Raw genomic sequence first — 25,062 nt, 5'->3', positions numbered from 1 at the left:
CTGCTCCATTAAGTAGCACTTCTTCATAACGAATGATTTTTACATTATGAACCCCAGTTTCATCTGAGAACTTGGTATCTAATGTAAGCCTTCCTTCGTCATTTTCCTTTATAAACCCTTTGCGTATGTCATTGGCTTCATAAAGGTCACTTGCCCCTTTTAAAGCGAATAGATTAGCGTAACCTGAATATAAATTTCCATAAGATTCAGCTCCATAAGATTCAGTTGTACCTACAGCTAACTCAAAAACGCTATTACTTGTATTCTCTTTAGTGAATGTTGTTAAGACATCATCTTTATTCACAACGGAATATTTTCCTGAATCTACAATATTTTTTGCTAATTCTGCTACCTTAGCATCATCGTGTTTGTATAGATAGAAACGAGTCATTAAGGCTTTTACTGCCCAAGAGGATAATTGTGTTTTGTTAGACACATCGCTTGTATTACCCAAAAGGGATAAAGCCATATTAAAATCTTTCTCAATTTGAGTTTCTGTTTCTTCAATTGTGGCACGTGCTTGTATCGCATTAGGATCATATTTCAACGGTAACACAATTCCTAATGTGCCGCCAGAATACTTTTGACCGAAGATGCGCAAAGCATCAAAGAACGCTAAAGCTCTAATAGCATAAGCTTGTCCTTTTAACCTTTTAACTTCTGCTGCTATTTTTGTTTGATCAGAAGTTTCTCCCCAAGTAAGTTCATCAGGTGTACTAATCACAATATTGGCATTTCCTACGGTTTGGTATATAGCCCTCCAAATATCATTTGGAGTCCGAGAGGTTGATATCAAAGAGTAAGTTGACTCTGCTAAAAAGTAGTTAGAACCACCTGTGGTATACACCTCATCTGAATGTATTTCAGCAATAGCCCTACATTCACGCCCTAAATAGGCTGTAGCACGCATTTTTACGTATGTACCATTCACAAAGGCACTTAATTGTTCTACAGTGGTGAGAGGTTGTGCTTGCTCTTCTTGATAGAATTTAGTTTCTACGAAGTCCTTGCTGCAAGAAGTTATTAAAAAACCTCCTATGGCAGCCAAAACACTGAATATATATATAATTCTTTTCATTGTTTATCTATTTAAAAGTTAACATTTACACCCAAACTATATGTCTTCAAAGGAGGTAAGGCAAAACTTGCATATCCATTTACTTGCATATCAGGGTCATACTTGAAGTTTTTGTCAAAAGTATGAGTCCAAATATTATCCCCCATCACATAGAGCTGTACCTTTTTTAGATAGGTATTCTCTAAAAAGGCTGGCTTTATTTCATACGACAATTTCAATGTTCTTAAACGAACGTAATCCCCCTTATACAAGAATCGAGAAGAAGCAGCACCTGCTTTATCTTTCCTATTATACACGGGTTTAGGATTGCGCGCATTAGGATTCTCTGGAGTCCAATAATCTGTCTGTGATCTATACCCTGGATAAACAGCTGTTTTGCCGTCTAAATAACCAAATTCACCATATTGATCGTAAATTTTATTTCCAAAGCCATAACTTAACTGACCTTCTAAAGTGATCCCGTGATATGAAAGTTTGGTATCAAACCCACCATATAGTGTTGCCAAGGCACTTCCTAAAACTTTTTTTTCTGCTTTATTATAGTCAGAGGTTACCTTTCCGTCTTTATCATACCACTGAGGAGCTCCTGTTGCAGGATCTACACCAGCCCATTCAGGAAGATAAAAAGTATAGGCTGCTTCTCCTTCTCTTAATAGTGTGTATGACCCCACAATGTCTTTCCCCTCATATAGTTTTGTAACTTTATTATCTAAAGTACTTAAATTGGCATTTGCGCTCCAATTAAATCCATCATCACTGTTCTTTATAATCTTACCTCCTATGGTGACTTCTATTCCTGAATTGGTCATCTCTCCAATATTAATATACTTAGAGGCTCGTATTACACCATCTTTGTTAGTATATCCTGCCTGAGCTGTAGAGAGAGGAATGTCAAAAACCATATCTTTAGTTTTTTTATGGAAATAAGCAACTCCTATGGTCAATCGATCGTGCCAAAACCCTAAATCTAATCCTATGTTTAGAGGATTGATAACCTCCCAGCGCAAATCTTTATTATCAACACCATTAGGATAGGCAGCAATATTATTATTATAATTTCCTGAATATCTATAAGTGGTGTAAGGTACTGCATTCTCTGTAAGGTTTCCCACTTTACCATAAGAAGCTGATACTTTTAGCTGCGATACTAATTCATTTTCAGAGAAATAAGGTAAACGAGCAAAATCAAGTCCCGCACCAGCAGACCAAAAATAACCCACTTTATTACCTTCCCAAAAGTTAGACAAGGCATCTTGACGTCCTGAAAGATCTATTAAAATCATTTTGTCAAAATCATAGTGTAAATTCAAAGCATAACCTGCTCTTGAAGTTACCTTTTTTGTACCTATCATCCTTGCAGTTTCCACAAAACTGTTTAAAGTCTGTAAATTTCTACTACCAACCTTCTTTCCCTCTGCACCTAATACCCTTTTATCTGTTTTGTAGGCTTCTTGTGCTAAGAGTACTGAAAAATGATTTTTGTCTTTCAAAGTAAAGTCGTAGCTCAGCGAGTTTTGAACATTAAAGTTAAATACTCTTGTTGCATAGCTTTCAAGAAGACCTTTGTAAACTGCTCCTTGCCCAAAATCTGGGTTATTATACTGATCCTCTTCTATAGTAATGTACTCAGGAGCGAAAACAAATTTATAGGTTAAATTTTTAAGTAATTTGTAGTCAGCTTGAAAATTAGCAAACATACGTGCTGTATTAGCGCGAATGTAATCCACATCAAGTGCTGCTGCAGTATTATAAAAATTATTACTCAATCTCCCTTTTACTCCTTTATAATAAGTTCCATCAGGATTTTTAGCTGGGTCAGTAGGACGAAGCAAATATTGTGATAATATAGGGTTCGTATACTTCGATCCATCAGAGGAAGCATTCATTTTTGAATATGAAAATTGAAGGTCTGTAGCGAGCGTCAGTTTATCTGTCGCTTTATAGTTAATACGATTGGCATTAGTAACGCGCATAAAACTGGAACTTCTCACTATCCCATCTTGATTATAATAGCCCAATGATGAGAAATAAGTAAGTTTATCTGTACCACCTGATACAGAACCATTGAATTTTTGTAATAATGCAGCACTTCGTTCAGTCTCTTTTCTCCAGTCTGTATCAATATTTCTATTTTTATAGATTCCCTTTAGATAATTAGGCCCTCCTCCTGCCTCTAATGCGGCGATAAGAGCTTCACGATTAGCATATTTGGTTTTCTCATTCAGACTAGAATTTAAATAGCTATCATATAAGTAAGGCAACCAGTCTTTGGTGCGCATACTTTGTTCTCCTTCTAACGCCCTGTAAGTAAGTCCTGTTTCTGCGTTTAGATTAAACTTAGCATCCCCCTTTTTTCCTGATTTAGTTGTGATAATTACTACCCCAGCCCCTGCATCAGCACCATAAATAGCTGTTGACACAGCATCTTTTAAAATAGTTACACTCTCAATATCATTTTCATTAATACTTGCTAAAATATTACCAGTTGGTGTGTTAGAGGTTAAGTCACCTTGAGCTACCCTTACACCATCTACAATATAGATAGGAGCATTACGCCCATTGATAGAGGCTCTACCACGTATACGTAAGAGAGCTGCACCACCAGGCTGACCTGAAGCCATACCTCCTTGCACCCCAGCTACTTTTCCAGAGAGGGCTTTATCAATAGAAGCAGAAGCATTATTAGCTATTTCCTGTCCTACCTTACCCACAGAACCTGTGAGTTCCTTTACAGCGCGTTTCTGCCCAAAGCCTACTACCACCGTTTCATCAATAGCAATCGCCTCATCTTTCAGCGTGATATTAATCCTATTGCTATCACCTACACGCACCTCTTGGGTCTTCATACCTATATATGAAAACACCAAAACGCTCCCTTTGGCTACTTTAATGGAGTAATGACCATTTTCATTGGTCTCTACCCCTCTTTGTTCACCTCTTACTACCACGGCTACTCCCATCAGCTCTAAACCCGACTGATCCTTCACCGTCCCCGATACCTCTTTTTCCTGTGCGAAAGAGGTAAAAGGCAGTGCTAAGACAAATAGCACTGCCAGCAAAACGTTGTTTACTCTCATATCCTATTGTTTTAATTATTAACGACGCTGCAAAGGTATGACACTTTTCTAAACGGTGCAAATATAATAGTGTTTTTTTTTAGTTATACGTTTTTAACGTCATTTATTATATTTCTTAAATTCTTTAATTATATATAAAATCATCATTTTTTTAACATTATATTTATCAATAATACAACAACATTACCACTTATAACATTATATGGTTTTTTGTTATATTTGTAAAACACCTTATTTTAACTCCTTTATTTACTGCATTTTTACTTTTCTCAATTCATTTTTACTAAAATCACAGTCCTTTTTAATGCGATAAAAAACTATAAATAATTAAGCCCTGTTTAAACTCTTATACTATGTATTTTTCATTCTCTTCTTTTATACCTCTTCCAACCCCACAACGGCCTTGGAGGCGTGGCTGAGAAAATCAGTGGCACGAGCGTGGAAAATTTTTTCTGTTTGAGCGTAGCGAGTTAAAAGATTTTCAGCGAGAGCCGTTGATTTTCTCGCCTAAGCATCCAGAGCCTTGATTTTTTGGTTCTTTTGTATCAAGACAAAAGAACTTAAAACTAAATAAAATAAGCTAACTTTATATGTATCAGCTGCTAAGAATTAAAAGTTTAGTATAAAAAGACCTTTCCTAACTGAAAATACCATTTCACCCTACACCTATCAAGCCTCATTGCATTAATTTTATTTTTTGGTATAGAAAAATGTCAATGTTTAAAGTTCTCCACTTAGAATTATATTCTACGCTTGAAAAGTGCGTGGGTCAGACATTACCCATTACACAACACACAATCCTTCTAAAAGTAGCACAGCCTTTTTAGAAAATTTTATAGAGTTTCAACTTGTAATTTAAATATTCTTCGTACCTTTGCCCTCTGAAACGTTTTTTATAGATAGCCATCTAAAAAGACAGGAGAATCCGTAACGTGAAAACGAAGAGGATACGGAGGAACTACGAATCTTTATAAAAAATAATACAGATAATGTGTAGGGGTGAGTGCGGACACCCCTCTGCCCTCCTCAATAGGGAATTAGATACCGCAAAAGAGATTAAAAATGTCGGAGAAAGTCTTTAGAAAATACGACCTTATAGTAGGTTGGGCAGTCTTTGCCGTGGCGGTACTTACCTACATGCTCACGATGGAGCCTACGGTGAGTTTTTGGGATTGCGGTGAGTACATCGCTACCTCAGCGAAGTTGGAAGTGGGGCACCCACCAGGAGCTCCGTTCTTCCAAATGGTGGGGGCGTTTTTAGCAACCTTTGCTGCTGGGGCAGATAAAATCGCTGCTACGGTGAATTTTATGTCGGTGCTATCGAGTGCCTTTACGGTGTTGTTTCTTTACTTTATCATCGTAAATCTCACTAAGAAGCTGGCTTTACGCGGGCAAGAGGCACTCACCCAAGGGCAAACGATTGCCGTGCTCGGTAGTGGGGTAGTGGGGGCATTGGCGTATGCTTTCTCAGACAGCTTTTGGTTTAACGCCGTGGAGGCAGAGGTGTATGCGATGGCAATGCTCTTTATGTCGGCGATGTTCTGGTTAGGCATCAAGTGGACAGACAACCTGCACCAACCTCGGGGCGACAAATGGCTGCTGCTCATTGCCTTAGTGGTAGGGCTCTCCTTTGGGGTGCACTTTATGGCACTGCTGACCATTCCTGCTATTGGGATGCTGTATTTCTTCAATAGCAACTACAAGAAGAATGCGAAGAACTTTATCATTGCCAATGTAGTGTCGATCGCTATCTTGCTGCTTATCTTTAAGCTCATATTGCCTTATACGCTGGCGTACTTTGGTTATTTGGAAGTGTTTTTTGTCAATAGCATTGGGCTACCGTTTAACTCAGGCACCATCATTGCGGGCTTATCTGTAGTGGCGGTGTTTTACTTCACCCTGCGCTATGCCTATCGCGAGCATAAGGTGCATTTACAGACGCTCACCCTTTGTATGCTCTTTGTGTTTATAGGCTTCTCCTCGTGGCTAATGATCCCCATACGTTCCAACGCCGATGTGGTAATCAACGAAAATAGCCCTACGGATGCGCGTTTGCTTTTGGCGTATTACAACTTAGAGCAATATCCTGAGACGCATTTGTTCTACGGACCTATGTACTCCGATAAGTATGCAGGGCAAGATGAGGACGACCCGTTTGAAGATGCGAAACCGAAGTACGAGCGCGATTATGTTACCAATAAGTATGTGATCGTCAATGACTATAAAGATGCGCAAGTGGCAGCTAACTCAAAGCAAGAGGGATTTCTACCGCGTATGTGGAGCCCGCAACACGCTGCTAATTATATGAAGCTCACGGGCTTGTTAGATTTTAAGATTAAAGAGGAGGTGTACCAATATCCTGAGATATACAAGGAGCTTTCGAGCTTGAAGGCAGCGGCAGCCACAGGGCAGGTATCGCCTGAGGTATACGACCAGATGCTCTCGCGCTATAAGGAAGCTATAGAAGTGCAAAAGCCTGATTTCTTTGAGAATATGGAGTACTTGTTCTCCTATCAGTTCTACTATATGTATGCGCGCTACTTTATGTGGAACTTCGTTGGGCGTCAGGACGACCTGCAAGGCAAGCTCGACACCGAGCACGGCAATTGGCTCAGCGGTATTAACTTTATCGACAGTGCGCGCTTAGGCTCACAAAGTCATCTGCCAAGCGATGTACTCAATAATAAAGGTAGAAATACGTACTACTTCCTGCCGTTACTTTTAGGTATTGCAGGGCTACTGTTTATGGCACGCAAAAGCGAACAACAGACGTGGGTGGTGTTGGTGCTCTTCCTCTTCACAGGGCTGGCACTGAAAATATACCTCAACGAACGACCCTTTGAGCCACGCGAGCGCGATTACGCCTTAGTGGGTTCGTTCTTTGCCTTTTCAATATGGATAGGAATGGGCGTCTATGCGCTATTCCACCTTATAAAGAAGAAACTCTCAGAGCCTATTGTAGCACCACTGACTGTTGGGTTGTGCCTCTTGGCAGTGCCTGTGGTGATGGCATATCAGAATTGGGACGACCACGACAGGAGTGGTAAATACTCAGCACAGTTCATCGGGCACGCTTATTTGGATTCGGTGGCAAAGGATAAGGATGCGATGATTTTCACCATTGGCGATAACGACACTTTCCTCCTCTGGTATGCCCAAGAGATTGAGGGCTATCGCACCGATGTGAGAACCATCAACACCAGTCTGTTGCAGACCGATTGGTACATCGACCAAATGAAGCGCAGGGCGTATAACAGTAGCCCTATCCCCGCACAGATTGTTCATAAGAACTATGCACATGGGGTGCGCGAGGGTTCGTATTACATTCACGGCACGGATAATGTCTGGCCTTTGAAAACCTTTGTGGATTGGATTACGAGTGATAACCCCAAAACACAGTACGACGCTGGTGGGGGGCGCAAGGTATACTATTATCCTACCAATAAGGTGCGTATCCCTGTCAATAAAGAGAATGTACTGAAAAGTGGTGTCGTAAAACCTGAAGATGCTGATAAGATTGTAGACCATATTGACATTACGTTACCTAAATCGGGGATTGATAAGGCGCGCATTGTGATGCTGGACATCTTAGCTAATAACGATTGGAAGCGACCTATCTACTTCACAGGGGGTAGTATGGACGCACAGGAGTATCTTTGGATGAAAGATTACTTGCAATTAGATGGCTTAGTGTATAAACTCGTACCGATAAAGACAGCTATTGACAAGAAGAACCCTTACGATATGGGGCGTATTGACAGCGACTTGATGTATAAGATTGTCAAGGGCTGGACGTGGGGCAATATGGGTAGTACGAAAATCTACCTTGACCCTGAGACGCGCAAGAACAGTATTATCTTTCGAGGTAACTTGGCACGCCTTACCGAGCAATTGATCGCCGAAGGGAAAATGCAGAAGGCTAAGGATATACTTGACATCGCAATGAAGAATATGCCTTTGGAGCAGTATGGCTATTACTTCAGCTTAGAGCCTTTTGTGCAAGGTTATTATAAGGTGGGCGAGGCCAATGAAGGAAGGAAGATTGCTCAACAAGTGTTTAGAAAATACAAGGAAGAGTTGGCATATTACAGCCATTTGGCGATGGAAAAGGCGAATATGGAGGTCTTACAGCAGGCAGATTACACCGCTAATCGGTATTTTTCGCTGTTGATGCTGGTAAAACCATTAGATGAATCACTTTACAATAAGGAGTTTGAGGCTTTCAAAAACGCAGCAGCCCTATTTGTAGGCAAAGAAGAGCTCAAAGAGATGCAAGAGGCGTTTGAGAGAGGAGGTGAAGCGTACGAATTAGATGCCTTAGAGGATTCTATTAAAGCACTAAAAGACTCTATGGCGCGCACTGCAAAAGATTCGCAGTAGGTTCGATAGCGATCCGTTATGTATCCGAATGAGGCTCACAAGGAAGCTCTTTTCCAGCTTCCTTGTGAGCCTTTTTATTTGTGAGAATGTTAGAAAATGTTAAATATTCGTTATAAATGATGGCTGTTTGAGAAAAAGGTTGTATCTTAGCGGTCTGGTTTTAAAGATAGATATATTTTGATTACACAATTACAAGGGAAATTAGTAGAAAAGAACCCTACTTATGTGGTGATAGATTGCAACGGGGTGGGGTATTTTGTAAATATCAGCTTGAATACATATTCAGCACTGCCTGAGGGTGAGGCAATAAAGCTGTACACTTATCTGCAAATCAAGGAGGATGCGCATACGCTTTACGGCTTCTTGAGCAAATCAGAGCGGGAGGTATTTACGCTGCTGCTCTCGGTATCGGGGGTGGGAGCAAGTACTGCCAGAACGATGCTGTCGTCGCTTACGGCAGCACAGATACGCAGTGCGATCGTCAATGGTGATGTGGCGAGCATCCAATCGGTGAAGGGCATTGGGGCTAAGACAGCGCAACGGGTGATCTTGGACTTGAAAGATAAGATGCTCAAGTTGCAAGAGTTTGACGAGGTTGCCCCGACAGCGAGCTACACTCACAAGGAAGAGGCGCTTTCGGCGTTGGAGGTTTTGGGCTTTGTGCGTAAGCAAGCGGAAAAAGTAGTGGATAAGATTGTACAATCAGCCTCAGGAGAGCTGAGTGTAGAGGAGATTATTAAGCAATCGTTGAAGAATTTGTAGGAGTAAAAGTGCTGTTTTTACGTGTGTTTTATGTTAAAAATTCATTTTTACAAGGTTTGATTTGTTATTTTTGAAAATAAATTCTTACTTTTGCGCCGTGTATCTAATTTTTCAAGCGCAACGATAGCTACGCAGATTGTTATCCTTATGAAAAAACATCTAACAATTATCATACTACTGTTTGCTTCAAGCCTTGCGTTAGGGCAAGTAACTCCGACGGTGCAGACTACCGCGACGGTTACCACAACCTCTACGCAAACTACTCAGACTGAAACTACTGTGAAGAACGGTATCGGGCGTGTGGGCTTAAAGCAACCTGCTAATATCAGCCAGAAGTACACCTACAACCCTACGCTGGACAGGTATGTGTACACTGAGAAGGTAGGTAGTTATGACCTGCGCACGCCTATGTTTCTGACGCCGAAGCAGTACGAGGATTTGGTGTTGCGCGAGCGTATGCAGGCTTATTACCGAGATAAGTTAGATGCTGTGGGCGATACACAAAGTGGCACTACGCAGAAGAAAGCCCAACGCGACTTGCTGCCTGAGCTGTATGTGAACTCTGACTTTTTTGAGAGCGTTTTTGGTGGTCGCAACATCAGCTTGACGCCTCAGGGGAGTGTGGGGGTAGACCTTGGGGTGCGCTATACACGCAATGACAACCCCGCAGTGAGCCCGCGTAACCGCAGTTCGTGGGGCTTAGACTTTGAGCAGCGCATCAGCTTGGGGCTTACGGGACAGATAGGTACACGGCTCAAACTCAATGCCCAATATGACACGCAGGCTTCGTTTGACTTCCAGAATGTATTTAAACTTGAATATGCTCCCGATGAGGACGATATTATCCAGAAGATAGAATTAGGTAACATCTCAATGCCTATCAGCAATTCGCTCATTACGGGTTCGCAAAGCCTCTTTGGGGTGAAGACTGAGCTGAAGTTTGGTCGTACGACTATCACGGGGGTATTCTCCGAGCAGAAATCGGAACGCAAGACCGTAACGGCTCAGGGCGGCGGTACGATCACCGAGTTTCAGTTTACGGCTTTGGACTATGATGAGAACCGCAACTTCTTCTTGGCGCAGTTCTTCCGCGACCAGTATGACAAGGCTTTAGAAAACTATCCTTTTATCAATAGTAAAGTACAGATTACGCGCTTGGAGGTATGGGTGACCAACCGCAATAGCCGTATGGGTAATATACGCAACATATTGGCTTTGCAGGACTTAGGGGAAGCTAAGATGGAGAATACGCGCTTGAAAGACAAGGCAGGCGCGGGCTTCTTTAGAGGGTCGTTTAGCAATATGCCTGACAATAAAGCCAACCGCTACGACCCTACACAGATAGGTACAGGCGGCTCGGTACTCACGAAGGCGATTCGCGATGTGGCTACCTTGCAACAAGGTTTTGGCACGAACCAATCGTATGTAAGTCAGGGGTATGACTACGCGGTGATTGAGAATGCGCGTAAGCTCGAAGAGGGGGTGGACTATAAGTTTGATAGCAAGTTGGGCTACATCTCACTCAGCACTGCCCTTAGTAGTGATGAGGTGCTGGCGGTAGCGTATCAATATACCTTTGGCAGCCAAGTATTTCAGGTGGGTGAGTTTGCCAATGATGGTATTTCGGCAACCACTAACCAGTACTACAATAGTGGGCAGAATGAAATCACCAATAACCTTTTGGTGTTGAAGATGCTTAAGAGCAACCGCCTAAACGTGAAAGACCCTGTGTGGGACTTGATGATGAAGAATGTGTACTCAGTGGGCACGGCACAGCTATCGCCTGATGACTTTAGGATGAATATCTACTATGCGAACCCTTCACCGATTAACTATATTGAAAAGGTAGATAACAATGGCTGGCCTACGGGAATGGAGGATGATATCTTGTTGCACCTCTTTAACTTTGATAGGCTCAACAAATACCGCGACCCTCAGCCTGGTGGCGATGGCTTCTTTGACTTTATTCCTGGGGTAACAGTAGATGAACAGTATGGTAAAATCTTCTTTACCAAGGTGGAGCCTTTTGGGAAGTTCCTTTTTGACAAGATGGGTGGCGGTAACTACGACGACCCCGCTACTTACAATAAAAACCAAGAGAAATACGTATATACCTCGCTATACCGCAACACCAAGTCGCAAGCACAGATGGATGGCAATAAGAATAAGTTCCAGATGAAGGGGCGGTATAAGTCGTCGGGACGTAGAGGTATTTCGTTGGGAGCCTTCAATGTGCCGCGAGGCTCGGTAGTAGTTACTGCTGGCGGGCGTGTATTGGTTGAGGGCTTAGACTACTTGGTGGACTATCAAGCGGGCTTGGTGGAAATTACCAACCCGAGTTTGGAGGCTTCTAATCTGCCCATACAAGTATCTGTAGAGAATAATCTTATCTTTGGAGGGCAAACCACTCGCTTTATGGGTGTAAATGTAGAACACAAGTTCAGCGATAAGTTTATTGTCAATGGGGCAGTGGTAAACCTCCGCGAGCGTCCTTATACGCAGAAAACCAGCTACGGGCAGGAGTCGGTGAACAACACCATCTTTGGGGTTGGAGCTACCTATTCGACTGAAATGCCCTTCCTGACGCGTTGGGTGAATCGTATCCCTACCATCAAATCGGATGCACCTTCCAACCTCTCTGTACGGGGTGAGTTTGCTTATCTCGTGCCAGGCACCCCTAAGGCAGATGACTTCGATGGGGAGACAACCGTGTACTTAGACGACTTTGAATCGGCACAGGCAACTATAGATATGCGTTCGCCCTTGGCTTGGAAGCTGGCGAGCACCCCCTTAGAGTTTGGGGCAGGCGGTAGTACCGCTTCACAAACACTTTGGGGTAATAATCCACAAGACCCTGATAACCTCAAGAACGGCTATGGGCGGGCTAAATTGGCGTGGTACACTATTGACCCGATATTCTACTCTACCCAAAAGCCAAGTGATGTTACCAACGATGAGATTTCGAAGAATAGTACCCGCCGTGTGTACATTGAAGAGATTTTCCCTCAACAGCAGATCGCACAGGGACAGTCGTTAGTGCAGACTACTCTGGACTTAGCATATTACCCACAAGCCAAAGGGCAGTACAACAACAATCCTTCGTTTGACACAGAGACCGCTGACAAGAAGTGGGCAGGGATAATGCGCGGAATGACTTACACTGACTTCCAAGAGAGCAACATAGAGTTTATACAATTCTGGATGCTCGACCCCTATACCTCTGGGGAGTTCTCAGGCGATGGCGACTTAGTGTTCAACTTGGGTAACATCTCTGAGGACGTGCTTAAGGATGGGCGTAAGCAGTATGAGAACGGGTTGCCAGGGCTATCGACTACTTCGAGTGTCAATAGAACGAGCTGGGGGCAAGTGCCTGCGGCACAGTCGCTGGTATATGCTTTTGATGAGAACTCAAGCAACCGCAGTCAGCAAGACGTAGGATTGGACGGCTTACCAAGCAGCCAAGAGGGCAGTATCTACACCAACAACGTAGGCATATCTCCTAATGACCCTGCGCTTGATAATTACGAGTACTTCTTAGCACGCCGAGGTGGCATTATGAACCGCTATTACAACTACAACGGCACCGAGGGCAATTCGCCTGTAGAGGTAACCAATGACAATCGCGGCTCGACAACGCTACCTGACTACGAGGATATCAATGGCGATTACACGATGAACACTGCCAATAACTACCTCGAATACCGCTTACGTATCAAACCGAACCTCACTACTGCTGACCCTTATGTGAACGATATTCGTACGGTGAATATAGAAGCCCCCAACGGGCGACAGGTCAGTGCGCGTTGGATTCAGTTTAAGATACCGATTGAGTCGGGCAAGATGATCCGTGAGGGGCACACCCAATCGCTGACCACTACCGAGAAGCTCGATATCATCAACTCAATGACCCATATGCGTATGTATATGACAGGCTTCCAGAACCCAATGCTACTGCGTTTTGGTACGCTTGACCTTATACGTGGTGATTGGCGTTATTACACTTACCCACTGAATAACCTTCCGCAGAATAATACTACCAAGGTAGAAATCAACTCAGTGAACCTCATTGAGAATGAAACCCGCAACCCTATCCCTTACCGTATGCCACCAGGAGTACACCGTGAGCGTATCAATACCAACAACACCTTGGTAGAGCAGAATGAGCAAGCTCTTTCGTACATCGTTGATAAACTGCAAGACAAGGATAGCCGAGCAGTGTACAAGGCAATGCGCTTTGACTTGCGTCAGTACAAATACATCAAGATGTTCGTACACGCTGAGACTTATAAGAATAGCACTGCCTTGCAAGACAACCAAGCGGTGGCATTCCTACGTGTAGGGACAGACTTCAACGACAATTACTACCAGGTGGAAATACCGCTGCAAGTAACCCCTTCAGGAGCTAATTCTGAGGACTTGATATGGCCTAAAGCCAATCAGCTTACCATACCGATGAACATCCTCACCAAGCTAAAGGCGATTAGCATTCGCAATCAGGATATGGACAACACCGTGTACTACGATGCCAACTTCAACAAGATCACCAATCCTGATGCTACTCCACACGTCTCAGGGCAAAACCGCTATGTAGTGAAGGGGAATCCATCGCTGGGTAGTGTGCGTGCGGTGATGCTCGGTATCAAGAATGCTGCAGGGCGTGAAATCAGTGGTGAATACTGGTTTAACGAACTGCGTGTGGCAGAGCTTGAAAACACAGGCGGTTGGGCAGCTGTAGGCTCTTTGGATGCCAACGCCTCTGAGTTGCTCAACATCTCAGCCACAGGGCGTATGCACACTGTAGGCTTTGGTGCCGTAGACCAAGCCCCCAACCAGCGCGCTTTGGAGAATACCCGTGAGTATGACGTGATGCTCAACATCAACGCAGGCAAGCTCTTGCCTCCTAAGTGGAATATGCAAATACCAGTAGGGCTCAATCACTCGCAGAAGCTCTCAACCCCAGAGTACGACCCTGTATACCAAGACATTAAGCTGCAAGACCGCTTAGACGTGGCACAGACTCCAGAGGAACGCGAGAAGATTAAAGAGCAGGCTGAGGACTTTACCCTACGCCGCGGTATTAACCTTATAGGGGTAAAGAAGAACCTCGCTGAAGGGCAAAAGAACCGTATCTACAACGTGGAGAACTTCACACTCAACTACGCTTACAACGAGAAGAACCACCGCGACTACGAACTGCAATATGAGAATGAGCAGAACGTAAAAGCAGGCTTTATGTACAACTACACCTTTAAGCCTGTAACTTACGAGCCTTGGAAGAAATCGGCTAAGTTTGCCAACAAGCGTTATTGGCAATGGCTGGCAGATGTGAACCTCAACTTAGTGCCTACGAGCATCGTCTATACGATGGACGTAAATCGCACTTTTAGTCAGCAGTTGTTCCGTGAGGTGCACTTTGATGGGGTAAATGCGAGCCAGCAAAAGAGCTTGCCAGAGCTACAACAGCGCAATTACCAGATGAATCACCAGTATGGCATCAACTATAGCCTTACCCGCTCGCTGCGCTTGAACTTCAATGCTACAGGCAACAGCATCATACGCAACTATTATGTGTATGACAATGCGGGCGATATTTCAGGAGTGAATAAAGATGTAACCCTATGGTCGAACTTCTGGGATTTGGGTACGCCTGATCACTTCTTCTCAAAGCTACAAGTGAGCTATGAATTACCTTTTGAGAAGTTTCCTTACTTCCAATTTATCAAAGCCAACTACACCTACTCAGGTGACTTTGATTGGCAGCGCGGCTCGCAAACCCTGTTGCAATTGGCACATCAGGATATTAACAAGCTACAAAATGCCAACACCCACAACTTCACTGCCAACCTTACCTTCGATCAGCTCTACCGCTATCTGGGGGTAAAACCCACAGGGCGTGATGAGAAAGCCAGCATAGGCAAGACTTTTGCCACAATGCTCAAGACTATCGGGGTGAACTACTCACGCACCAATGGGAAGACCATACCAGGTTATACCCAGCAAGTAGGTTTCCTCGGTACCTTTAAACCATCGACAGGCTTTATGTTTGGTGACCAGAGTGATATTCGTTACGAATTGGCGAAGAGAGGCTACCTGACCGACTTTGCAGACTTCAACGACCAATTCATACAGTCAAAAGAACGCGAACTGACCCTGACTGCTAACCTGCAGCCTATCCCTGACTTGCAAATCAACCTGAAAGCCAATAGGCAGTACACCCAGAATTACACCGAGACCTTTGAGGTGCGCGACTTTGTCTATAACCGATTGGTAGGCAATGAGGTGGGGAGCTTTAACATCTCTACCAACCTGATAGCGACCAGCTTTAATAAGATCGATGAGTATCACTCAGCAGCCTTTGAGAAGTTCAAGGACAACCGCCTTACCGTGGCACGCCGTCTGGCAGCAGAACGAGGACTGAACCCCGCTGATGTAGATGCTGAGGGCTACCCTAAGGGCTATAGCAAGAAGAGCCAAGCGGTGATGATCCCAGCCTTCTTTGCAGCTTACTCAGGAGGCAGTGCCAGTGGTGTATCACTTGACGCCTTTAAGAATATCCCTATCCCTGATTGGAATATCCGCTATACAGGGCTGATGAAAGTAGACTTTATCAAAAACGCCTTCCGCCGCTTCTCATTGGCACACGGCTACCGCGCAAGCTACTCGCTGAGTGAGTTCCGCACGAACTTGGAGTACGAGCCATATAATCCAAGTAAGACCAACGTAGCAGGTGATTTCTTAAATGATAAACTCTTCACCACGGTTACCTTAGTAGAGCAGTTTAACCCACTGATCCGTGCCGATATGGAGCTGAAGAACTCAATGAGCCTATTGGCAGAGTTCAACCGCGATAGGACGATCTCTATAAGCCTTGACAACGATTATCTCACCGAAATACTCAAACGCGAGTATAAGTTCGGCTTAGGCTATCGCTTTAAGAATATCAGCTTTGTAACACGCGTGAATGGGGTGCTCACTACCCTCAAGAGCGATTTGGTACTCAAGGGAACACTCTCCTATATGAAAGAGTTTACCGTGATACGCAATATGGAGATATTCAACAACCAAGTAACCGCAGGACAAACCAGTTGGCTGGGTAACCTCACCGCTGAGTATGCGCTGAGCCGCAACCTCTTGGCATCGTACTATTTCCAATACAATTTCTCTAAATCGGCTATATCAACAGCCTTCCCAATGACGACCATACGCACAGGGGTATCGGTGAAGTATACATTTCAGTAATTAGAGGTCAGAAAATAGAGATTAGATTTATACTATTAAAGCTGTTTGACAGTAATGTTGGGCAGCTTTTTTGTATTTTTAGGGTAGAAAACAGGTATTTTTGGAGTGTTTTTAGCTTCTAAAAGACAGTGATGAAGGGTGAAAACGAGCAAAAAACGTATTTTTAGCTGTTAAATAAATAGTTAAATTTTTCAAAGGACTAATTTCTATAAACTTCTTTACTTTTAGTGATATACAGCATTTTAGCGTTTTAAATTTTCTTAATGTAAATGTTAAAAAAATGATAAAAAACACACTTTTTAAGATAGAATAAATCTATGTGTGGAAAAAGTCGTACATTTGCCCCTGTTTTTAGAAAAATAGTAAAGTATATATTTTTATGAGAAAAACATTTTTAACAGTAGCAGCGATCGCTGCAGGGATACTAAGTGCAAATGCACAGGAAACATTAAGCTACAGCAAGTTCTTTGATAACTGGCAGGTAGGCGTAAAAGGTGGTGGGTTCTCTGATACTCACCGCGAGAACTTCTTCGGTAACACACGTGCGACTTTTGGTGCTGAACTCAGCAAGCAATTGACTCCAGTGTTCCGTTTAGGTGTTGAAGGTATGGCGTATGTGCGCCCTGCGTATACAACAACTGAACCAACTTATGTTATGGCTCCTAACGATGGAAATGCTTTGATGGGTAATTTCGTTGACTATACAAACGTAAGTTTGGTAGGTACCGTAAACTTAGGTAACCTTTTCTTAGGTTATAAGGGTGCACCTCGCAAGTTTGAGGTAGAAGGTTTTGCTGGTTTAGGCTGGTTGCACGCATACCCACAAGAAGTAGGTGGCTTTACAAGAGAAGGCGCTCCTTTGAACTCAATGACAGCTCAGTTTGGTTCTAACTTCGTTTACAACTTCGGCGAAAGCAAAGCTTGGGGTGTAAAGATCAGCCCAGCTATCGTTTACGCTGTTGATGGAGTAAAGAACTTCAACGGTAAGTCACAGTCTGCAAATGAGTTGAACAGCTATAACTCATTCATTCAAGCAACTGCTGGTGTATTCTATCGCTTTAAAGGTAGCAACGGCGCTCGTTACATTACTGCGGGTGCTAAGACTCCAGACTTAAGTGGTGATGTAGCTAACCTTCGTAGCCAACTTAACGACAAGGATAGAGAATTGGCTGATAAAGATCGTCAGATCTCTAAATTGCAAGATGACTTAGAAAAGGCTCGCAACAAGAAGCCAGAAGTGATCAAAGAGGTGGTTACTAAGAACAAGAAGACTTTGGAATCAGTAGTTACTTTCCGTGTAGGTAAGACTACTATTGATGCTTCACAGTTACCAAACGTAGAGCGTGTAGCTTCTTACTTGAAGAAACACAAAGACGCTAAGGTAGTGATCAAAGGATATGCTTCACCAGAAGGTAACCTTCAAAAGAACGAAAAGCTTGCTGAAGCTCGTGCTCAGGCAGTGAAGACTTTACTTGTAAATCGTTACAAGATTTCTTCTGACCGCATCCAAGCTGAAGGTAACGGTATCGGTGATATGTTCGAGGAACCAGATTGGAACCGCGTAAGTATCGCTAGTATCGTAGAATAATAAAACTTAAAAATAATAATGTAAAGCGTAAGGCAACCCCTTACGCTTTTTTATTTTGTTAAATAATAAACAAACATTCTCTTGTTTTTATAAAAAGTATTACCTTTGCGCCCGAATTCATATAAAAGATTTTGTTTTATGAGAAGAATGTTTTTATTTTTAGCAGTACTTGCTGGCGTAGCAATGGTTTCGTGCAGCAAGAGTAATGACAACCCTTCGCCTAACCCCAATGGAGGTAAAAAGGCGAGTTTGGTGGTAACCGTAGAGGCACAGGGTATCGCGCTGGAAAGTGTGTATTTGGTACATTCGGCAGTGCCCTTTAACGATCCTTATGCGAAACCTGACTACACTCAGGTAACGGGCAAGACGCTGACAATGGACGCGTCGGACTTTATCGGCAAATCGATATACCTTACATTAAAGACAAACTACGGGGTAAGTCTTTCGCAGGATGCGCCGGTGAACATCAAGGAAGGGAATAACACTATCACACTTACAGGAGTGAATACCAATACGAGCGCTGCTATTACGGTGTCGGAAGATAGCAAGCCTGTGGCGGGTGATGTGGTGTATGCCCTTACAAAAGACCAAGAAATACAACTATCAAATATTGGATATAAAGATAAAGAGTTTATAGCTTCTATGCTCAGAAGTAATAGCGTATTTCAGGGTGGCGTAAAGACTGCAACTACTAATGCTCAAGGACTTGCTTATTTTAAAAGTTTAGAAGCTACACAGTACAGCTTTGTAGTGCTTCGCGAGAAGAAATACTATTCAGAGGCTGTAAATTTAAAAGAAAAATGGATTACAGAGGCAAAGGTTTCTGTAAATATCACTAAGGTAGTAAAGATAAAGTTAGTAGACAAGTTTTTAAGAGCACAAAGCCCCGTATTTGCTATTAAAAAATCTGCTTTTGGCAATATCACTGATGCTGATTTAGTGAAGAAAGTAAATGAGAACGGCAATGATTTTATACAGAATTTATACAATAAGATCAATGATAAGACTGTTTCTACTGAGGTAAATATCAACAGTGAAGGTTATGCTATTTTTGACTCTCTACGAAGTGGGGAACGCTATCTCTTTATAGCACAGGGTGGTACAAATGCTAAGTTCAAAGGTACTATTCTAATAGTCAATGGTAGAGAGCAAAGCGCAACGATTGAGTTTTAAGATGGATAATTATATTAAGGGAAGAGCTACCTCGGTAATGAGGTAGCTCTTTTGATGGTCTTCTTCGTTTGGTGTTCGTTTATCCTCTTCTTAAGATAGTCTTACCCCTACTTTCGAGTTTTCTTTTACTGAGAAAGGTGATTTTTCTTTACCTATTCAATGAGGTATTAAGTTATTTTCTCTTTTTATAAAACACATTGATTTGTAGATTATTACAAAATCATCAGCAATAAATTTTATTAAAAAATTTTGTTGTTTTGTGAAAAAATAGTAACTTGCCCAACTTTTTGTGCGAAGTGATGAAAAAGATACTCATATACAGTGGGTTGTTGCTCAGCTTGATGGGAAGAAGATAGGATAAAGCGCCTACTTATTTACTATCAAATAGTTAGAATGAACAGCCCTAATACCTAAATTTTGGATTCATTTACATTTTAAAAATTTTGTTTCTTATGAAAAATTTATTTTTATTGGCAATGGCAGCCCTCGCAATGGCTGCGTGTAGCAAAGATGACAAGGGTGGCGATGCACCTCAGAAACCACAAGGCGGTACTACGCAAACCCCAACCACACAAGACGGCGGAGGTACGCAAACCCCAACTACGCCTGGTGGTAGTACTCAGACGCCTACTACCCCTGGCGGTAACACCCAAACCTCTACCACGCCAGAGCAGTATGCCAATGTTTATGTAACCGTAACGGCGCAAAACATTGACTTGAGTAATGTATGGGTGACTTATAGCTATGACAAGAAAGATTGGACGGCAATTCGTAAGAACTCAAATGGTGTTTTTGACTTTGTTGCTACCCTATACATAGGCAAGACTGTTTATATACAAGCCATTTCTTCCACAGGCGAAGCTCTTTCACAAGAGAAGAGCTTTACAATAGTGGCGGGCAGGAACGATGTGCAACTCACGGCGGTAAAGGTAGATCGTGGCATAAGGCTTACGGTAGTAAAGGATGGCGCAGCATTGGCAAATATGAAGATATACGCTACAAACGATGACTCGGCACGAGGTGTTCTTTTCAGTCACGCAAAGAATTATGTTGCTAACAAGGCTAAAATAGATCGGTATTTTAATACTAATCCTTTTGTTGTTAGGAAAACTACAGATGCACAAGGGAACGTGTTTTTCGGGGATTTAGAGCGAAACCTTCCTGACTACAGCTTTATTGTATTAGGTGAAGAAAATTACGCAATTCTAAATGCGTATTATGATCCTGAGAAAGTGAATGAAGTACACTTTTCGATTACCTCTAAGCCCATTGCAGTAGAGGTTGTAGAAGGGGGTAAAATAGCCGTAGGGCAGTCGGTGTTTATGATCAAACGCGAGGCTTTCGCTGATATACCTTCGGATATAGACCTCAATGAGCAATTTGTAAGAGGCAATTTGGACGAAAGAATTAGAAAACTATTTTACAACAGTCGTTATTCTACTGAAATGTATACTAATAATAAAGGAGAAGCCGTGTTTACAGCCGTCGAGAAGGGTAAAACGTATATTTTTGTAGCGAGAGTAGGAGGAGCTTTAGCAAAACATATTGTTACCTATAAGGGAGAAGTACTAAAACTATCGCTTCAGGATTAAACTAAAATGTTTGAAAGTTAATACTTGAAAAGCCGTTTAGCTTCTTCTAAACGGCTTTTTTAGATCTGTGTATTTACCTTATTTACAAATACATACGCCTTTATTATAAAATATTTTACTTTAAAAATTTGGTCAGCTCACACAAAAATAGTAACTTGCGCAGCTTTTTGTGTGAAGTGATGAAAAAGATACTCATATACAGTGGTTTGTTGCTCAGCTTAGCGGGCTGCGGTATTTACAACTTTACGGGGGGAAGCACGGGGGACGCGAAGACGTTCCAAGTGAATTTCTTCCGCAATGATGCGCCTTTGGTGGAGCCTGGACTCGACCGTGATTTTACCTTGGCTTTGCAAGATTTGATCAACAACCAAACAAATCTCTCGCTTACCGACCGCAATGGCGACTTGGTGTACGAGGGTGAGATTGTGGAGTTCAACATCACCCCGATGACGGCTACAGCGAATCAGACGGCAGCACAGAATAGGCTTACCATCAGTGTAAACGTGCGTTTTACGAATAACAAAGAGGAGAATAAGGATTTTGAGAAACGGTTCTCATTTTACTATGACTATCCAGGGGCAGCACAGTTCAACAGTGTGAAGAGCGAGGCGATCCCTCAGATATTTGAGCGCATCACGCAAGATATATTCAACGCTTCACTGGCAGATTGGTAAGGGTGCAGCGAAGCTGCACTAGAAAGCAGAAATGAGAAGTCAGGAACCAAGAGTGAGAAGCCAGTCTACTGACCCCTAACTCGTATGACTGTAAAAGAATTTGTAGACATATTGCGATTGCCGTACACTATTAGTACGGAGCAGGTGCACGAGCTAGATGAGATTGTGCACGAGTATCCTTATTTTCAGGCGGCAAGGGTGTTACAGCTCAAGATACTCCATTCTGAGAAAGATTATCGGTATAGTAAAGCCCTAAAATTGGCAGCGGTGCACGTGACAGACAGATCAGTGTTGTTCGATTTTATCAACTCAAAGACCATTATCACTGATTTTGCAGCGTTGAGGCGCGACTATGAACGTATCCGTAAAGCACGTGAACGTGCTGAGGAAGAGTTTTTACCACCAAAGGTGAGCTATATCGATAATGACCCACACGGATTCCGCCCTAAGGTGCCTGATAGTATTTTTGAGGAACCTATCTTCCCTGAGGATTTGGTAAACCATCAGGAGCTGGCAGCGGCTTTTGTACCGAAAGAGACCCCTGCACAGAAGCCTAAAAGCGATTCAGAGCATATTTCGGAGTGGCTTGAAAATATATCAGCCGATGAGCGCCCTGTGAAGTATAAAGATGAAAAAGTAGCGCATAAGTTTGAGCTCATTGATAAGTTTTTGGAAAGCAATCCTAAGATTGAGGCTTCAAAAGACTATGTCTCCAACGTGAATTTGGCTAATGAAGCCAATGCCGATCCACAACAATTGATGACGGAGACGCTGGCGCAAGTGTATGTAAATCAGCGTAAATACAAACAGGCCATACAGGCTTATGAAATATTAATTTTGAAATATCCAGAAAAAAGTCGTTACTTTGCAGCCGAAATAGAACGTATTAAACAATTACAAGAAAATAATTAATAAGAGAAATGACAGCATTCAACATTTTTTTAGTACTCATCGTGATAGTATGCTTACTGCTTGCTTTGGTGATTATGGTTCAAAATCCTAAAGGAGGCGGACTTTCGTCGACCTTTGGAGGGAACACTCAGGTAGTAGGTGGGGTAAAAAAGACAGGTGACTTCTTAGAGCGCAGCACTTGGACTTTTGCTACTGCCCTCGGTGTATTGATACTGGTAGCCAACACTTTGTTGTTATCAAATACAGGAGACGACTCTAAGCTCTTGGAAGGGGGAACACCTCCACCAGCAGTGCCTACACAGCAAGCGCCTACTAACAATGCAGCACCTGCCAACAGTGCCCCTGTACAATCTACACTACCTGCCACTTCGTCAGGTACGGGACAATAAAACTGCCATTTTGTCAGTTTTTAGCACTTGGCACGGTTTTTAGGAGATAGAGATTAGTGATCGGAGGGCAGAGACCAGTGGTCAGGGATCAGAGGTCTGTACCCAGTGGAAAGAAAGTATAAACATTTAAAGATAGACAAACAATTTAAGAATTATGGCAAAAGTGAATATTAAGCCGTTGGCTGATAGAGTTTTGATTGAGCCTGCTGTAGCTGAAACGACTACGGCGTCAGGTATTATTATCCCAGATACTGCAAAGGAAAAACCTCAGAAGGGGAAAGTAGTAGCTGTAGGGGCTGGCACGAAGGAAAACCCTGTAACCCTGAAAGTGGGTGACACTGTGTTATACGGTAAATACGCAGGGACTGAGTTAAAATTTGAAGGTAAAGATTATTTGATTATGCGTGAGAGCGATGTTCTTGCGGTGATCTAAGAAACTAAATTAAACATAGAAAGAAATGGCAAAAGATATTAAATTTGACATTGAAGCACGCGAAGGCTTAAAGCGCGGTGTGGATGCATTGGCAAATGCAGTAAAGGTAACTTTGGGTCCGAAGGGACGTAATGTAATCATTAGCAAATCATTCGGAGCTCCTCAAATCACCAAAGATGGGGTATCAGTAGCTAAAGAAGTAGAACTGGAAGATCCACTTGAAAATATGGGCGCTCAGATGGTGAAGGAAGTGGCTTCTAAGACGAATGATTTAGCAGGTGACGGTACCACCACAGCAACTGTATTGGCGCAAGCAATCGTAAAAGAAGGCTTAAAAAACGTAGCGTCAGGGGCTAACCCAATGGACTTGAAACGCGGTATTGACAAAGCGGTAAAACGTGTAGTTGATCAATTGGAAAAGCAAGCTAAGGAAGTGGGTTCTTCTTCTGAGAAGATCAAACAAGTAGCTTCCATCTCTGCTAATAACGATGAGGCTATTGGCGAGCTTATCGCTAAGGCATTTGCCAAAGTAGGTAAAGAAGGGGTTATCACCGTAGAAGAAGCCAAAGGTACTGACACTTATGTAGAAGTAGTAGAAGGTATGCAGTTCGATAGAGGTTATCTATCTCCTTATTTCGTAACAGATTCAGAGAAGATGATCGCAGATCTCGATCACCCTTATATCTTGCTTTACGACAAGAAGATTTCTACAATGAAAGATCTCTTGCCTGTACTGGAGCCAGTAGCACAATCGGGCAAACCTCTATTGATTATCGCAGAAGATATCGACGGAGAGGCTTTGGCTACCTTAGTAGTAAATAAATTGCGTGGCACTTTGCGCATTGCAGCGGTAAAAGCCCCGGGCTTCGGCGACCGCAGAAAAGCGATGCTTGAAGATATCGCTATCCTTACAGGAGGTACTGTAATTGCTGAGGAACGCGGTTTTACACTTGAAAACGCTACTATGGATATGTTGGGCACTGCTGAGCGCGTTTCTATTGACAAGGATAACACTACCATTGTAAACGGGGCTGGGCAATCGGAAGATATCAAAGCACGTGTGGCTCAGATAAAAGCACAGATAGAAAACACTACTTCTGATTATGATCGTGAAAAACTGCAAGAGCGTTTGGCAAAACTCTCTGGTGGGGTGGCTGTGCTTTACATCGGTGCTGCTTCGGAAGTGGAAATGAAGGAGAAAAAAGACCGTGTAGACGACGCGCTTCACGCTACTCGTGCCGCTATTGAAGAAGGTATCGTAGCAGGAGGTGGTATTGCGCTGATCCGTTGCAAGAATGTATTGAACAAGCTAAAACCTGTAAACGCCGATGAGGCTACAGGTATGCGTATCGTTTCGAGAGCTTTGGAGGCTCCATTACGTACTATCGTTGAGAATGCTGGTTATGAGGCCTCAGTAGTTGTGGCTCGCGTACTGGATTCATCAAGAGATGCTTTTGGCTTGAACGCTAAAACAGGTTATTACAGAGATATGTTCAAAGAAGGTATTATCGACCCTAAGAAGGTAACTCGTGTAGCACTTGAAAATGCTGGTTCAGTAGCAGGTATGATTTTGACCACTGAATGTGCCCTTGTGGACATTAAGGAAGAAAAAGCGCCTGCAATGCCTCCAATGGGTGGTATGCCAGGGATGATGTAGGATTTTCATACCATTATCATATTTTTAGTTAATACTAATGGTCGGGAAGCGTATTGCTTCCCGACTTTTTATTGTGTAATTTTTACCTTATATCTCTTCAGTTGAGGC

The 25,062-nt window shown here is 42.9% G+C and carries 13 protein-coding genes (1 of these 13 cut by a window edge); 11 read left to right on the top strand and 2 right to left on the bottom strand.

Annotation, left to right across the window (positions count from 1 at the left end):
- Nucleotides 1-1,078, bottom strand: partial view of a RagB/SusD family nutrient uptake outer membrane protein gene (locus AXF12_RS02610; RefSeq protein WP_066428082.1) — the 5' portion only. 314 nt of this gene lie to the left of the window's left edge; 1,078 of the gene's 1,392 nt are visible here — the first part of the coding sequence; the start codon lies at nt 1,076-1,078; its stop codon lies beyond the left edge, outside the window.
- A gap of 11 nt (nt 1,079-1,089) precedes the next feature.
- Nucleotides 1,090-4,155 (bottom strand): SusC/RagA family TonB-linked outer membrane protein, encoded by a 3,066-nt coding sequence (locus AXF12_RS02605; RefSeq protein ID WP_066428081.1) that lies wholly within the window; start codon nt 4,153-4,155, stop codon nt 1,090-1,092.
- A gap of 1,062 nt (nt 4,156-5,217) precedes the next feature.
- Here AXF12_RS02605 and AXF12_RS02600 point away from each other — a divergent pair.
- The 11 genes from AXF12_RS02600 to groL all read left to right on the top strand — a co-directional run bounded on the left by AXF12_RS02600 (nt 5,218) and on the right by groL (nt 24,954).
- Nucleotides 5,218-8,535: a glycosyltransferase family 117 protein gene (locus tag AXF12_RS02600; RefSeq protein WP_066428080.1), complete on the top strand. Its 3,318-nt coding sequence runs from the start codon at nt 5,218-5,220 to the stop codon at nt 8,533-8,535.
- A 177-nt stretch (nt 8,536-8,712) separates the two neighbouring features.
- The gene (gene ruvA / locus AXF12_RS02595) at nt 8,713-9,297 is read left to right on the top strand and encodes a Holliday junction branch migration protein RuvA (RefSeq protein ID WP_066428079.1); all 585 of its coding nucleotides are present in this window, start codon (nt 8,713-8,715) and stop codon (nt 9,295-9,297) included.
- 147 nt (nt 9,298-9,444) lie between these two features.
- Nucleotides 9,445-16,536, top strand: coding sequence for a T9SS outer membrane translocon Sov/SprA (sov, locus tag AXF12_RS02590; RefSeq protein WP_394336591.1), 7,092 nt, complete (start codon nt 9,445-9,447; stop codon nt 16,534-16,536).
- A 379-nt stretch (nt 16,537-16,915) separates the two neighbouring features.
- Nucleotides 16,916-18,124, top strand: coding sequence for an OmpA family protein (locus AXF12_RS02585; protein ID WP_066428078.1), 1,209 nt, complete (start codon nt 16,916-16,918; stop codon nt 18,122-18,124).
- Between the two features lie 138 nt (nt 18,125-18,262).
- A complete protein-coding gene (locus AXF12_RS02580; RefSeq protein ID WP_066428077.1) occupies nt 18,263-19,297 on the top strand; it encodes a hypothetical protein in 1,035 nt (344 codons plus the stop codon).
- Nucleotides 19,298-19,749: 452 nt separating this feature from the next.
- The gene (locus AXF12_RS02575) at nt 19,750-20,889 is read left to right on the top strand and encodes a hypothetical protein (RefSeq protein ID WP_143325062.1); all 1,140 of its coding nucleotides are present in this window, start codon (nt 19,750-19,752) and stop codon (nt 20,887-20,889) included.
- 179 nt (nt 20,890-21,068) lie between these two features.
- Nucleotides 21,069-21,563: an LptE family protein gene (locus AXF12_RS02570; RefSeq protein ID WP_066428075.1), complete on the top strand. Its 495-nt coding sequence runs from the start codon at nt 21,069-21,071 to the stop codon at nt 21,561-21,563.
- A gap of 84 nt (nt 21,564-21,647) precedes the next feature.
- On the top strand, nt 21,648-22,475 hold the full coding sequence (locus tag AXF12_RS02565) for a hypothetical protein (RefSeq protein WP_066428074.1): 828 nt from the start codon (nt 21,648-21,650) through the stop codon (nt 22,473-22,475).
- Nucleotides 22,476-22,483: 8 nt separating this feature from the next.
- Nucleotides 22,484-22,864 (top strand): preprotein translocase subunit SecG, encoded by a 381-nt coding sequence (gene secG / locus AXF12_RS02560; RefSeq protein WP_066428073.1) that lies wholly within the window; start codon nt 22,484-22,486, stop codon nt 22,862-22,864.
- 154 nt (nt 22,865-23,018) lie between these two features.
- Nucleotides 23,019-23,297, top strand: coding sequence for a co-chaperone GroES (locus AXF12_RS02555; RefSeq protein ID WP_066428072.1), 279 nt, complete (start codon nt 23,019-23,021; stop codon nt 23,295-23,297).
- 25 nt (nt 23,298-23,322) lie between these two features.
- A complete protein-coding gene (gene groL, locus AXF12_RS02550; protein WP_066428071.1) occupies nt 23,323-24,954 on the top strand; it encodes a chaperonin GroEL in 1,632 nt (543 codons plus the stop codon).
- Nucleotides 24,955-25,062: the final 108 nt, after the last annotated feature.

This window comes from Capnocytophaga haemolytica, from assembly GCF_001553545.1.
GTDB lineage: Bacteria > Bacteroidota > Bacteroidia > Flavobacteriales > Flavobacteriaceae > Capnocytophaga > Capnocytophaga haemolytica.
The sequence above is the reverse complement of the archived record's forward strand: the minus strand, read 5'-3'. Positions and strand labels throughout refer to the sequence as shown.

Bases quoted from the DNA above. Each gene is read 5' to 3' on its own strand.
- AXF12_RS02585 (WP_066428078.1), top strand. From the start codon at position 16,916: ATGAGAAAAACATTTTTAACAGTAGCAGCGATCGCTGCAGGGATACTA.
- AXF12_RS02600 (WP_066428080.1), top strand. From the start codon at position 5,218: ATGTCGGAGAAAGTCTTTAGAAAATACGACCTTATAGTAGGTTGGGCA.
- groL (WP_066428071.1), top strand. From the start codon at position 23,323: ATGGCAAAAGATATTAAATTTGACATTGAAGCACGCGAAGGCTTAAAG.
- AXF12_RS02575 (WP_143325062.1), top strand. From the start codon at position 19,750: ATGAAAAATTTATTTTTATTGGCAATGGCAGCCCTCGCAATGGCTGCG.
- AXF12_RS02555 (WP_066428072.1), top strand. From the start codon at position 23,019: ATGGCAAAAGTGAATATTAAGCCGTTGGCTGATAGAGTTTTGATTGAG.
- AXF12_RS02570 (WP_066428075.1), top strand. From the start codon at position 21,069: ATGAAAAAGATACTCATATACAGTGGTTTGTTGCTCAGCTTAGCGGGC.
- secG (WP_066428073.1), top strand. From the start codon at position 22,484: ATGACAGCATTCAACATTTTTTTAGTACTCATCGTGATAGTATGCTTA.
- AXF12_RS02605 (WP_066428081.1), bottom strand. From the start codon at position 4,155: ATGAGAGTAAACAACGTTTTGCTGGCAGTGCTATTTGTCTTAGCACTG.
- AXF12_RS02580 (WP_066428077.1), top strand. From the start codon at position 18,263: ATGAGAAGAATGTTTTTATTTTTAGCAGTACTTGCTGGCGTAGCAATG.
- sov (WP_394336591.1), top strand. From the start codon at position 9,445: ATGAAAAAACATCTAACAATTATCATACTACTGTTTGCTTCAAGCCTT.
- AXF12_RS02565 (WP_066428074.1), top strand. From the start codon at position 21,648: ATGACTGTAAAAGAATTTGTAGACATATTGCGATTGCCGTACACTATT.